Genomic DNA, 14,204 nt, shown 5'->3' on the forward strand with positions numbered 1-14,204 from the left:
TCATAATAACTAATATCTTCATCATACATTTTCAGTTGCTTCAAATACTGTTCTTCGGTAAAAAGTTTATCTCTTGTTTCCATTATGGTACACTGTTTTTGATGTTAATTTGTTTATAAATGTACCTTTAGGTGTAGGATATTTCGATAACCGACACCCGGCAGGTGTGTTTCCTGATCTCTAATAGCTGCACCCTATGAATCATCCAGTGAATCAAGCGGATTGGGTATGCTTGACTTGTGTGCGCTCGTCACATGAAGATAGATTGATGTGGTCTTGATGTCATTATGCCCCAGCAGTTCCTGTATGGTTCTCAGATCTGTTCCTTGCTCCAGCAGGTGGGTGGCAAACGAATGGCGAAGCATGTGTACATGTACCCGGTGCTTGATTCCGGCACGGCTGGCGGCTTCTTTCAGTATCTTTACCAGCGCACTTGCGGAATACTGTTCTCCGGGTGTCTCTCCCTCGAACAGCCATTTCTGCGGACGGTACTCCTTGAAATATTCCCTCAGATCCTTCAGCAGCTTTTCCGACAGCAGCGAATACCGGCATTTCCGTCCTTTGCCCATGATACGCACAAGCATCCTTTCACTTATGATGTCCTTCGGGGTAAGGTTCAGCAGCTCGCTCCGCCGTAATCCGGCTGAGTATATCAATGAAATCATGCAGCGGTGCTTCCGGTTCGACAGGCACGCGAGGATACGGGCCACCTCATTACGGCTCAGCACTTCGGGCAGTGACTTGTATTCCTTCGCGCGGGTAATGCCGCCATAGTATTGGCGCTGTCCGCCCTTTACCTGCTCGTAGTAGAACTTGATGGCGTTGATGCGCATATTCTGCTGCGATACCGATATTTTCTTTTCGTTTACAAGATAGAGGATATATTTGTTGATGTCAGCCACTTTCAGGCGGTCGATGTTGCGGCCTTTATGGTATTCCATAAAGTCGCTGAAATAGGCACGATAGGTTTTTATGGTCGATGGGCTGTACCGTTTCCGCTCCAGTAGTTCAAGATAGCCTTCCGGCAGTGTGTATTCCCTTTTGGGTTTGGGATGCCTTACATAAACCCTGCTGTAGTCAATATAGGCGTGCGGGGAGTAGCGGTCGTAGAAATCCGATAGCCTGAAAATGGCTGCCGGTATGTAGGCTGAACCATTATCTGCCATTTCCACATCGGCGTCCAGGACGAGCAGCTGAGATATGTCTCCATTGCCTGCATACTCTATCCGTATGTAGTCCGCACCGTCCTTCTTATCTTTGTACAGAACGATGTTTTCTCTCTGTCGCTGAACATTGTCCATATTGCTGAAAGTAAACTCATTGCTGCAAATATAAATAAAAGGAATACAAAAACCAACTGATTGGTTGGTTTTATTGTGTTAAAACTCTGCACTTGTAGGATATATAGGAACCGTTTTGGTTGAAAACCCGGTTTCAGGCTTTAATCAGCGAGTAGATGAAATGTAGTTTTTTTGCCAGTTGCTTGATATTCAATCCTTGAAAGAAAGAATGTTCAAAGGAGATACCGAAAAATACTTGCCAGAACATCGAAGCGGCTTCTTCCACATCCACGTCCTGCCGGATTTCCCCATTCTCTTTTGCCCTTTGGATGGCGGATTCCCATAATTGGTAGTTCTGCTTGAATATGTCAGCTATTTTCTTTTCCGCATTGGGATAGTATAACCGTACCTGCATCAGCAGATGGTAATAGTAAAAATTGAAGCTGCACCCGTATGGATTACTGTTATCAAGCAGACGTCCGAGGTTGTTCATGGTTCTTTCCACTCCGGCTATATACTGGTCGATAAACTCCGGGAACGAACCTGCTGTAAATTGGAACTTGTTTTCCAACTGCTGGGCATGGAATACATATTTGTCCACAACTGCCACGAACAAATCCTGTTTGAACGGGAAATAATACACCAGTCCGGCTTTTGACAGGCCGCAGGCTTTGGCTATTTCCATCTGGGTTGCTTTCTCATAATTCATTTTGGCGAATACCTGCAAGGCCTTTTCCAATACTTCTTCCCTGTTTGTAAACATACGCATCCATTTTTGTTTCAGTTACGAAGATACGGATTTTCTCTTTTCAAACATTTGTATGCCAGTGTTTTTTTATTGTCATAAAATAACACGGATGTCTTGTAATACATTTCTTCATTGAAAAAAGTACGGGCGGCCGCCTCGCTTCATGCAAGGGCAGTCGCCCGTGGTCATTACCGGACAATGCGGAACTACAGCTTCATGCCCTTCGGTTCCGTCAGCCCCGGTCTTCCGATAACCAGATGGCTGCGCACGAAGTCCGCGTGCGGGCTTTCCGGCTGCTGTTCCGTCTGTTTCTTCTCGCTGCCTTGCCGGTTCTCTTCCGTGCTTTCCGGCGTCGGCGGAGCCAGCTCCAGCTGTATCTTGCGGTCCAGTGCGGCGAGTTCGGACTTCAGCTGTTTCAGCTCGTCCTCCTTCTTCCATGTCTTTCCGGCTATCTCCTGCAACTGCGGGATTTCCCGCTCCAGCACCTCGTTCTTTTTCCTGTACTGGTCGATGATACCCGGTATCTTCTCCAGTGCGTTCAGAAAATTCATGGCGGCGGCGTGTGTGTCAGCCATCGCCAGATGCCCGTTGTTGTAGCTGTACCTGTAGTTGCCCGCCACCACAAATCGGTTGTCGCAGAACTCCAGCCCGTCTTTGAGTGTCCTTTCGCTGACTACCTCGATGGGGAAGCCGTACAGTTCGCCCACTCGCTTGTACTGTCCGCCCGTCGTGGCATTCCTGGCTATCTCCTGCAGGCGCTTGCCGATTGTCTTCTCGTCGGTGGAATCCAGCCCGTCAATCCTGAGCAGGTTCAGCCGGTTGCCTTCCTGGTCTGTCCGGGCGGCAGCGGTGAATTTCTCCCAGTCCTCCGTCATGGCGGCTATGGTGGCCTGGTTGTTCCTCAGTTCTCCGGTCTTGCCCTCCAGTTTCAGTTCGGACTCGCGCTTGCCCTTGCTGAAGGACTTGCGTTCACCCTCCAGCGAGGCAATCTTCTTCTCCAGCTTCGCCTTGTCCAGCAGGTCGGTGTTTCCCGACAGTATCGCCATGTATTCCGAAAAATTCATGCCCGATTTCTCGTCCATTGCTCCCTCGTCTATGGTTCTCGCGCCCATCGCGCCGCTCTTCAGCTGACTGATGAACGTCTGCTTGCAGTGCAGCAGGTTGAACTTGTACGAGTCCAGTGATTTTTCCACCGCATAGATGATGACATCCACCCGGTTGTCGGCGTACAGCTTCGCTATCTCGTTGCCTTTTCTCACCGCCCGTCCGTCACGCTGGGCGAGGTCGGACGGACGCCACGGCGTGTCCAGGTGGTGGATGGCCACCGCCCTGCGCTGGGCGTTCACGCCCGTGCCGAGCATCGAGGTCGAGCCGAACAGCACGCGCACATATCCCTCGTTCATCGCTTCGATCACCGCTTTCCTTGACTTCTCGCTCTTGCATTCCTGTATGAAGCGTATCTCGTGTGCCGGTATGCCGTGGTCTTCCACCAGTTTGCGCTTTATCTCGGTATATACGCTCCATTGTCCCGACTGGTACGTCCCCAGGTCCGAAAACACGAACTGCGTTCCTTTCTGTGCATCATACCTGCGGTAGTATTCCGCTATCATCCTTGCGCAGTGGCTCGCTTTGTTGTCCGGGTGGTCTTCATATGCCGGGTCTATCATGCGCATGTCCAGCGCCATCTTCCTTGCGTAGTCCGTAGCGATGAGCATCTTCGCCTTTTCCTCCGTTTCCGACAGCTTTCCGCGTCCCAGCAGCGTGGCGTCGCCCGTCTTGGCAAATTCCATCAGCCGTTTGATGAAATGTTCCTGGTCGGGCGTGGGAGGTATGTTGTGCAGTATCTCGTTCTTGTGCGGACGGTCCACGCCCACATCCTCTGCCGTGCGGTAGTCCGTTATCTCGTTGTAGAATGCCGCCAACTCCGGCACTTTGATGAAGTAGCGGAAGCGTTCCTTCTGCACGATGTTGTTCGTCACATTGAACTCGAAATCCGTCGTCTTCTTGGCGAAGATTGCCGCCCATGCGTCAAAGCATCGTATGTCCTGCCTTTCCAGCTCCTTCGGGCGCAGGTACTTGAAAAGCAGGTACAGCTCCGTCAGCGAGTTGCTGATGGTCGTGCCCGACAGGAACGTCGCCCCCAGGTCCTTTCCCGTCCGCTCCTGGATGGTACGGATGGCAAACAGCAGGTTCAGTGCCTTCTGGCTGCCTTCCGAGTTGCCCAAACCCGCCACGCGGTCATGCCTTGTGTTGAACGTCAGGTTCTTGAACTGGTGCGACTCGTCCACGAAGATATGGTCGATGCCCATCTGCCTGAAGTCCACCACATCGTCCGTCCTCGACTTTATAGCATGTTCCACCTTCTCCAGCTTGGCTTGCAGGTTGAACTTGCGTTTCTCCAGTCCCTTCAGCATCGCACGCGACACGTCCTTTCCCTGCGAGCGCAGCACTTCCAGATTTTCCTCCACCGTATCCAGCTCCGCCTGCAATATCCGCTGCTGCAGTTCCGGCGACTGCGGTATCTTTCCGAACTGGTCGTGGCTCATGATGATGCAGTCCCAGTCGTTGTTCCGTATGTCGTTGAAGAAGCGCACCCTGCCGGATGCGGCAAAATCCTTTTCCGAGGCATACAGCACTCTTGCGTTGGGGTATGCCGTGCGGTAGCATTCGGCTATCTCCCTTACATTCGCCTTCAGTCCGATAATCATAGGCTTGTGCACCAGCCCCAGACGCTTCATCTCGTGCGCTGCCACGCACATGATCAGCGTCTTGCCGGTTCCCACCTCGTGGTCGGCTATTCCTCCGCCGTTCTGTTTCAGCATCCAGATGCAGTCCTTCTGGCTGGGGTACAGGTCTGTGATTCCCAGTCCTTTCAGGTTCAGTTCCGGAAATTTCTGGTGCGAGCCGTCATATTTCGGTCGCACGAAGCAGTTGAACTTGTTGTTGTACATGTCCGTCAGCCGTTTCTTGAACTCCGGCGACTGCTCCTCCAGCCATTCCGTAAATCCGTTTCTGATTTCGTCAATCTTCGCGTTCGCCAGCTGTATGCCCTCGCTGTCCCGCACCTTTATGTCGTTCCCGTTCTCGTCCTCGCCGACCTTCTTCATCATGTCGGGGCAGGTGTTGTGCAGGGCGTGTTTCAGCAGGTGCATCCCGTCATAGTGGCGGTAGTACCCCTTCACCAGAAACTCGTCGGTGATTTTCATCGTCCTGTGGCTGCACGCCACCGAATACTCGTCAAGGCTCTCCGAGTAGCTTATCCGCACGTCCGTGTCAAACAGACGGCTCATGTAGGCGGCATACACGCCCGTGGGTATCCATCGTTCCCCGAAGTTGAAGTCCAGTTCCTCAAACGGAATCTGTTCCGGCATGGCTTCTTTCAGCGCTTCCAGCGACTCCTTTGCCTGCGGCAGCATCCCGTGCTCCCCGTGTCCGCTTATCCATTCCTCCACATCGGCGGCCTTCTGTACCACATTCCCGGCTATGAAGCGGTCGGCTATCTCGTAGCCCTCTGCCAGCGGGTTGTAGAACACCCGTCCTTTCAGTGCTTCCAGCATGTCCGCCTGCGGCATGTCGCAGATGGATTCCATGTAGGACAGGTTTACTCCGCCATACAGGTTCAGCGAGGCGGACAGGGCTTCCTCCGGCGATTCCGCGGCGACTGCCGTTTCCTGCGAAAAGGAAACGGGGCGGTCGAATATGTCCGCCTTCACCATCGTGCCGCCCTCGCTGCGTTCCAGTGCCAGCATGTTGCGCCCGGAGGCATCCATCATCAGCAGCTTCACGTTCTGTCTGGCATTCAGGCAGCCGTACCGCATCGCGAACTCGTCATAGTAGGTGTTCAGGTGACGGCGCAGCATTTCGTTCTCCTCGTGCTTCTCCGCTTCGTAGGCATAGAGCCGCTCGTAGGTGTTGCGCAGGTCTATGTATAGCTGTGCCTTCTGTGCCTGCATCCCGTCCATGTCCAGCGGCTGGAATGTGGCGCCGTAGCGGGTGACATCCTTCAGCACGCCCACCTGGAACCGTACGCCTGCCGTGTATTCCCATGCCAGCGAGCCGTCCTTCAGGTGCGGCTCCAGTATGCCCTTGAACGGGCGCGGCATCATTTCCTCCTCCCGTTTGCGCTGCCGCTCTTCCGGTGTCAGGGCGGCTTCCTCACGGCGCATGGCTTCTTCCACCTCCGCAATCCGGCGCTTTCTTTCCGCCTCGAATCCGTTCTCCACCGGATAGACTACCGTAGCAGTCGTATCCTGCGTTTCCGCCGTTTTCCCCGCATCGGCTTTTTCTCTTTTCGCCTCCGTTGTTCCGGCCGCTTGTCTGGCGGTGTTGGCCTCCATCTTCGTCTTTCCCAGCCGGCGCAGTTCCGCACGTCGTTCCGGCGTGAGGTCCATCATCATTTCATAGAATCCGTTGATGGGCGGGTTCGTTTCCCAGTCCAGACTGCGGTACACTTCATCTTCCGGGTCATAGGATTCTTCCGTTGCGGTGCCGGGTTCCGTCTTTTCCGTTGTCGGGACAGCCGCTTCCGGTTCGGCAGCCGTCGGCCCATCCGTTCCGCCGCGTATGATTTCGTCCATTTCGCGTGCCTCTTCCGGGCTGATGCCGGCAACCGCTTCCGCATTTCCCTTGTCCGTTGTCCTTCCCGTATCCTTCGCTGGCAGGGAGAACAGTGTCGGCTGCACGGGTTTCTTCCCTTTGTACTTTCCGCCTTTCTTCCTGTCCGGTTTCAGGCCCTGTTCAGCCATCCGTCTTTCCTCCTGCGTATAGCCGAACAGGTCATACAGGTCCATTACCGTTCCTCCCGTCTGCCTGCTTTGCGCTTCCTGCGACATGCCGGTCATCACTTGCACTTTCGGCTGCACACTGTTTTCTTCCCGTTTTGTCCCGTCCGCTATACCAGCAACAGAGGTGGAGTTTTCTCTTTTCACCTCCGCCCGCTCACCCTCAACCGGATGGGAATTTTCTCTTTTCGCCTCTGCCCGTTCACCCTCAACCGGATGGATATTTTCTCTTTTCACCTCCTCCAGTTCTCTCGCAGCCGAAGCGGAGTTTTCTCTTTTCACCTCAATACCCTCGGTCAGTACGGCAATGTTCTGCCGCACATCCTCTCTTTCATGCCCCATGCCGTTGTAGCGTTCCATGTCCAGCCGTGCCGACAGGTCTTCCGACAGCATCCTGTACAGGTCCATGGCAATACCCTCCACACCTCCGCTGTGCGTATATACCATCGCCGGTTTTCCGTACGGGTCGGTGCCCCTCTTCGCATCGGTATGTATGATGCGCTCCGTGTGGTAGGCGAAATAGGCGTTGTCCGTCAGTCCGCCGTTATGTTCCGTCTGTATGATGGTCAGAACCCGTTCCTCCTGTGTCAGTCCCTTCTTTTGCAGGTCTTTTTGCAGGATGATCAGGTCGCTGCCGGCTTCCGTGCCCGCATTGTCGGTAAACAGGTTGTTGGGCAGTCGTATTGCCGAAACCAGATTCGCCTTGCTGAACATCTCGTTCCTGACGGAAACCCTCGAACTGTTCAGCACCCCCTGCGAGGTGACGAACGCCACGATGCCGCCGTCACGCACCGCATCCAGACCTTTCAGAAAGAAATAGTCATGGATGGCTTTCTGTGCCGAACGTCTGCCGAATGAACCGCTGCAGCTGAACTCCGCATCAAACACTCCGAAATCCCCGAAAGGGATATTGGAGATGGCAAGGTCAAAATGGTTCAGAAACGGCTTTTCTATTTTCTCGAAACCCTCCGTGCGTATCTTCTGCTGCGGGTACAGGTGTCCGAGCATCTTGCCCGTCAGCAGGTCTTTCTCAAATGCCATCACCTCCGCCTGCGGATTGTTCGACAATACCGGGCTGATGAATGCGCCCATACCCGCCGACGGCTCCAGCACCAGCTTTGGGCGTACCTTGCGGTCGTGCAGCACGTCCGCTATGGTGTCCGCAATGGCCTGCGGCGTATAGAATGCCGTCAGCACCGATGCCTTCAGCGAGTCCACATACCGCCTGTACTCCGCTTCGTCCCGGCTGTTCTCACGTATCAGACGGTGCAGCTCCACCGTCGGGGCAAACAGTTCGAGGTCTGATTTCGCCCAGTGTACGGCATCCGTCAGTTCCCTGGCGGGATTCAGTATGCACTTCAGTCCCCCGAAGCCGCAGTACCTCTCCAGCAGCGCCCGTTCCCGTGCGGTGGGCGTGCGCTGTTCCTTCTCCAGTGTGAATGCCGTCCGTATCGCCTCGATGTTTTCCCTGAGCCTCTGCTTCTTGTTAAACGCCATAAGCCTCCAGATAAAGCATTATCGCACCCGTCAGCTCCGTATAGAGCAGGTCGTGTTCGGGCGACAGGGCGAATGTGTCGTCCGTTGTGGGATAGCCGGCAAACAGGTTTTTCAGGTGCGGGAATATCTCCCGGCAGAACGCCTCGCGTTCCTGTTCCTGCACCTCTTCGGAAAACTCGTTTTCCACCACCTCAAGCAGCAGTGCGTAGGGGGAGAAGTGCAGCCCTTCGAGCAGGACGCGCATGGCTTCCTCCTGTGCGGCTTCCACCGTACTTCCCGCCGCCCTTTCCTTCTCGAATGTTTCCGAGGCGGCTTCCTCCCTTCCTGTAATGAATGGGGTGTCTGATACTTTGTCCGGATGATATTTTCTCAGATAGTCCAGCAGATACAGCCCGTAGTAGGACAGCTCCGCCGGAGCGGTTTTCTTGTTCTGTTTCATTTTATGATGGATTTAGTGGATAAATGATTATGGAAATGAAAAGGAAAAAGGCACCCGGTATCCCTCCGGGTGCCACCACCAATTGTCGTGCAAATGAGGGCAGAGTCGGACTTGTCAGAACTATGCCGAGTGCAGCCGACAATCAGTCACCACTAAATCCATGTAAATAAAAAGTACAACCAGGTTGAAACAGATTATGACATGAATCAGTGGCAAAATTACTCATTATTTTCTTCTTCCTTTTGTTTTCGTACCTTTTCTTTCGCCTTTGCTCTCCGCAAACACCAGCTTCGTGTTGAACTCCGCATCAAAAGTCACCGCAGCGCTGAAGGGCTTGCCCTGCTTGCTCTTGAACCCGCCGAGCATCGCAGTCTTTCCTTCCGTCAGCAGACCGGTCATTTCCTCGTCGGTGAGTGTCTTGCCCGCTATCTGGCGGAACACGGGCAGCAGGCAGTCCGGATTGTCACAGCGCACAACCTTGCCGTAGAACTGCATCGTGCCCGTGCCGCATTTGGGGCAGGTACAGCCCGATGCCTTGTGCCCGAAAATGCGGTCACACGCAAGCAGGTCCGTGGTAATCTTGCGGGTATAGCTTTCTATGTCCCTCATAAAAGCCTCATGCGGTGTCTTTCCCTGTTCTATCTTTGCCAGTTCCGCTTCCCAGCGTCCGGTCATCTCCACATTGGCGATGTCCATCTCCTTGACAATGGAATACAGGGCAAGTCCTTTCTCCGTCGGCACCAGCGATTTCTTCACACGCACCATGTATTCCCTTCTGAGCAGCGTTTCGATGATTGCGGCACGTGTGGCGGGTGTGCCGATACCGCAGTCCTTCAGGGCCTGGCGTGCCTCCTCGTCCTCCACATCATCGCGTCCGGCGGTCTCCATCGCTGCCAGCAGCGAACTTTCCGTATGCAGCGGTTTCGGTCGTGTCATGCCCGAACTCATCGAGCATCCCGCCATCACCAGTGTGTCGCCTTCCGCCCAGTCCGGCAATGCCGTATTCCCGCTGTCCTCGCCGTACTCTCCGTACACGCCGCGCCAGCCTGCCTTGCGCACGATGCAGCCTTTCGCCTCAAATGTCAGGCTCTCGCATCTTTCGCCTGCGTCCGGCACCACCTCCGCTACTACGGTAGCCGTATCCTTCACACATTCCTCCGAAAATGCCTCTACCATGCGTCCGGCAATCATGTCGTAGATGATCTGCTCGTTCTTGTACAGGGCAAGCGGGCGGTTGGGCGTCACCAGCAGGGCATGGTGGTCAGTCACTTTCGAGGCATCCACACAACGGCGGTTCAGTTCCCCCAGTTCCCTGATTTTCTCCGCAAGGGCGGAGTGTCCTGCCAGCCGTTCAAACAGCAGCGGTATTTCAGCAAACACATCTTCCGGAATATGGCGGCTCGATGTTCTCGGATAGGTGACGAGCTTCGCTTCATAGAGCTTCTGCACCAGCTCCAGCGTCTGTTCCGCCGTGAATCCGTGTTTCGTGTTCGCCTCCTTCTGCAGTGTGGTCAGGTCGTACAGCAGCGGCGGGTTCTCCACCTTCTCCTTCTTTTCCACCTTGGTGACGGTGGCGCACATCTTCGCCTTTACCTTATTGTATGATGCAGCCGCCTCTTCCTTGTCCTGCCATTTCTTTACCGAGGAGAACTTCACTACCGTATCCGTACCCGCCGGTGTCACCGAGAAATGCAGCTGGTGTACCGGTTCCGGTGTAAAGCGTCTGTTCTCCCAGTACCTCTTGCAGACCATACCCAGCGTGGGTGTCTGTACGCGTCCTACCGAATACGTGCCCCGTCCGGCGGCTACGGTCAGTGCCTGCGTGCCGTTGATGCCCACCAGCCAGTCCGCCTCGCTGCGTGCCTTTGCCGCCAGATACAGGTCGTCATATTCATGCCCGTCCTTCAGTTCCTTCAATCCCTTGCGGATGGCGGTGTCCGTAAGCGAGCTTATCCACAGGCGGCGGAATGGCAGCGTACAGCCCGTATAGGCATACAGGTATCTGAATATCAGTTCCCCTTCGCGTGCGCAGTCCGTTGCCACTATTATGCCGTCGCTCTCGTTCCACAGTTTCGTTATCACCTTTATCTGTTTCACCGCTGCCGCGTCCGCCTTGTAGCCCTTGTCCGTCTTTACCTGGCGGGGTATCAGCATGAACTCCTCCGGTATCACCGGCAGGCTGTCCCTGCTGAATCCCTTGAAGCCGTAGCCCTCAGGCAGGGCAGGTTGTACCAGATGCCCCAGTGCCCATGTCACATGGTAGCCGTTTCCTGTATAAAATCCTTCTTCCTTTCTTGTTGCTCCGGCGATGCGTGCTATCTCACGTGCCACGCTCGGTTTTTCTGCCAATATGGTAATCATACATTTTCTGTTTTAATCATTGATACTTTTGTTCCTTGTGGAGTGGAACGGGGTACGCCGGTTATCCGTGGGATATGCGGTACATGGCGCATGAGGCCCCGTTTCAATCCGTTGTTTATTCTCTTGTAATGGATTTAGTGGTGGCACTCAGGATACCTTCATGCCTTTGCTCTTCTTCGGTTTTTCCTGCTGTTGTTTCTGGGCGTCGTCCTTCGGTGCGGTCTGTCCCTGCTGAAGCGGCTCCTTCACATGTCTGGTTGCCTCGTTCGTCTTGCCCTCGTTGTTCACCGCAAGCTGTGTGCGGCTCTCGTTCGACGGGGCAACGGTCTGTGCCAGGTCAGGGTTTTCCGAATAGGTCAGCGGTCTGCCTTTCTCACGGTCGAACTTCAGGTATTTTGTGCAGGGCTGTCCCTTGTCATCCTTCGCGTTGGCAAGCACCACGACCTTACCCGCCACATAGTCCGCCTTCTGCTGTTCCGTGAATTTGTCGTCCTTCCATTTGCCTATCGGACGTATGCTTCCGTCCTCATTCGTCCACGAGCGGTTGCGCCGCTGTCCGTTCTCCTGATTCCCGTCTTCCTTCTGCTGCTGTCCGGTAGCATCCGGGGCTTCCGGGCTTTTCTGTTTCTTCTCCTGTCCGTTTCCGCGTCGCTGCGACTGTCCCTGCCACAGATGCTCCGGCACAAACTCCACGTCGCGCTTGTCAGCGTTCACCTGCAGCATGGCCTCGAACTTGCGCCCGCCCTTCAGTGTCACCTCCTTGGGCAGTGCCAGCCCCGCACGCAGGATTTCCTGTTCCGCCTTCGACAGTTCCGTCAGTCCGATCCGGTTCGGGATGCGTACCTTGTTCGTCGGTACGTCCACTATCTCATTCGTCAGTCGGTCGATGCTGACATACGCCAGGCGCATCTCTCCGGTCTTCGTATCGGCAACGTTCACCAGCTTACCCAGGTTACCCGTCTGTTTCAGTGCCTGCTTGTCCTCGTCCGTGAATGTATAGCCGTTGTATGGCACGTCGAGTCTCGGCTCATGGCGTACGAAGTGGGGGGTAAGTTTCAGCTTTCCGTCCTCCGCTTTCTGCAACGAAAGTCGGGCCTGCAGCTCGTAGCGTTCTCCGCCCAGCACCGGTTCCACCGTCACCAGCCTTGTCTTCCCGTAGTTCATCAGGGCTTTCATGTCCTTTTCAGACAGGTTTTCCCTTTTCACACCGAACTGCTCCAGTTCCTTCCAGTCCACATCGCTGTCCGCAATCAGGTTCGGTTTCTCCGGTTTTGCCTGCGCTTGCCCTTCCTGTGCGGGCTGCTGTCCCTGTGCCGTCTGCGTTTCCGCCGCCTGCGGCTGCTGTTCCTGATTTTTCTGTTTCATTTCTTCCATTTTCTCGTCCGTTTTCTGTTCCACATTGTTTTCTTCCGTATTTTCTCTTTTCGCCTCCTCCGCAGCCTGCTGTCCCTCAGTCTCCGTTTCAGCATCTTCTCTTTTTGCCTCCTCCGCAACCTGCTGTTCCTCAGCCTCCGTTTCAGCATTTTCTCTTTTCGTCTCCTCCGCAGCCTGCTGTCCCTCAGTCTCCGTTTCAGCATTTTCCTTTTTCACCTCCTCCGCAGCCTGCTGTTCCTCAGCCTCCGTTTCGGCATTTTCTCTTTTCACCTCCTCCGCAGCCTGTTGTTCTTCAGCCTCCGTTTCAGCATTTTCTCTTTTCACCTCCTCCGCAGCCTGTTGTTCCTCAGCCTGCTGGTACGCCGATGTATCCACTTTGTGCGGTGCGAGCAGGTCAGCATTCGCCACAGGGTCTTTCAGCAGGTCCTTGATAACCGGAAGCAGAGCTTCCACCGTGTCCGCTGCCACCCTGTAGAAACCGAATCGTGTCGGCTCCTTACACTGGCGGTAGAAATTTCTCATGAAATTGTCTATCGCATCCCCGTGGCGGTCAAAGCGCAAAAACTCCTGCGAGTGTTCCGCCTTTGCCTGTGCCCTCTTGGGATAGCCCCTGGCATCCAGTCCGGCAACCACACTGATTTCGCCCGTCTTCTCGTCGCGGACGACCAGTACATCCTCTTGCTTTTTCTTTTTCTGTTCCATTAATTTATTTTTTTATTGTTTGATGATAGTCCCGCCGGTATTCCCGTGCAGGTCTGTTTCTCTTTTCGTTCCGGTTTCCCGTTCACCTTTCAGTCCCGGTTTGCATCAGGCTCGCCCTCAGCTTTCCGTTTACATCCGGTTCACCATCCACTTCCGGTTTCTCTTTTCGCCTACGTTTCACGTGCGTTTGTCAGTCCCGGTATTCCTTCTGCCTCCTTTTTTCCCTTTCGCCGTTTTGCCCGGAGCTTTCTTTCCCGTTCCTTCCTTCACTTTCAGCACCTTTTTGCCGTCCAGCATCACCTCTTCCATGTTCCGGCTGATAAACTCCAGCACGTCCGATTCCTTGTAGTAGGTCTTGCGGCTGATTTTCTGGTAGCGCAGTCCGTATTCGCTGCGGAACCGCTGTAGCGACCGTTTGCTCGTTCTCAGCATCTCGCACAGGTCCTGATTGTCATACAGACGTTCTCCGTCCATGTACTTCACGCCCGCCGCTTCCTTGTTTATCAGTACCGATATGATGCTGTCCAGCCGGTCAATCCGTTCCATGAGGCGCTTCATCCATTCCTCGAACATTTCCTTACCAATCCCTTCCATCATCCGCCTCCTTTCTTGTCATCAGGTAGTTATGCTTGAACTCCTCCAGCGTCTTGGGATTGCAGTGTACGATTTTCCGTCTCACGCATTCCTCCAAATCCGTCAGTCTGTACCGGCATTTGCTTCTCACCATCATGTAGGGAATAGTCTTGTCCTTTCGCATCCGTTGCAGTGTCCTCGTGCTGATTTTCAGCAGGTCCGCCGCCTCCTCGCTCGTCAGCAGGATTTCCGCTTCTTCCTTCGGCACATTGTCTTTCTTGAAAACATAGTCCGCTATGCGGTCTATCTTCTCCATCATCGTCTTCACGACCTCATTGTCCATCGTTATTATTTCCATATCCTTCCGTATTGGTTACGCTGCAAAGGTGCGCAACTCCACGCAGGCACAATCCATAGTATTTCCATAGTAGGGAATGATTTTCCTTATT

At 54.2% G+C, this 14,204-nt stretch carries 8 protein-coding genes; all 8 read right to left on the reverse strand.

Annotated elements, in window-relative coordinates; genetic code table 11:
- Window positions 1-194: 194 nt before the first annotated feature.
- Window positions 195-1,301, reverse strand: coding sequence for a tyrosine-type recombinase/integrase (locus tag B5F78_RS10185; protein ID WP_087406636.1), 1,107 nt, complete (start codon window positions 1,299-1,301; stop codon window positions 195-197).
- A gap of 133 nt (window positions 1,302-1,434) precedes the next feature.
- Window positions 1,435-2,043: a TetR/AcrR family transcriptional regulator gene (locus B5F78_RS10190; protein ID WP_087406645.1), complete on the reverse strand. Its 609-nt coding sequence runs from the start codon at window positions 2,041-2,043 to the stop codon at window positions 1,435-1,437.
- 191 nt (window positions 2,044-2,234) lie between these two features.
- Complete coding sequence (locus tag B5F78_RS10195; protein WP_087406637.1) at window positions 2,235-8,306, reverse strand: N-6 DNA methylase; 6,072 nt, start codon at window positions 8,304-8,306, stop codon at window positions 2,235-2,237.
- Window positions 8,296-8,745: a DUF1896 family protein gene (locus B5F78_RS10200; RefSeq protein WP_087406638.1), complete on the reverse strand. Its 450-nt coding sequence runs from the start codon at window positions 8,743-8,745 to the stop codon at window positions 8,296-8,298. Before B5F78_RS10200 ends, B5F78_RS10195 begins: the two co-directional genes overlap by 11 nt.
- 225 nt (window positions 8,746-8,970) lie before the next feature.
- Entirely contained in the window at window positions 8,971-11,106 is a 2,136-nt protein-coding gene (locus B5F78_RS10205) for a type IA DNA topoisomerase (RefSeq protein ID WP_087406639.1), read from the reverse strand.
- A gap of 147 nt (window positions 11,107-11,253) precedes the next feature.
- A complete protein-coding gene (locus tag B5F78_RS10210; protein WP_087406640.1) occupies window positions 11,254-13,182 on the reverse strand; it encodes a DUF4099 domain-containing protein in 1,929 nt (642 codons plus the stop codon).
- A 177-nt stretch (window positions 13,183-13,359) separates the two neighbouring features.
- Window positions 13,360-13,776, reverse strand: a complete 417-nt coding sequence (locus tag B5F78_RS10215; protein ID WP_087406641.1) for a helix-turn-helix domain-containing protein — start codon at window positions 13,774-13,776, stop codon at window positions 13,360-13,362.
- Window positions 13,760-14,113: a helix-turn-helix domain-containing protein gene (locus B5F78_RS10220; protein ID WP_018709308.1), complete on the reverse strand. Its 354-nt coding sequence runs from the start codon at window positions 14,111-14,113 to the stop codon at window positions 13,760-13,762. Before B5F78_RS10220 ends, B5F78_RS10215 begins: the two co-directional genes overlap by 17 nt.
- Window positions 14,114-14,204 lie beyond the last annotated feature (91 nt).

The sequence above is a fragment of the Bacteroides sp. An279 genome (assembly GCF_002159615.1).
Taxonomy (GTDB): Bacteria; Bacteroidota; Bacteroidia; order Bacteroidales; family Bacteroidaceae; genus Phocaeicola; species Phocaeicola intestinalis.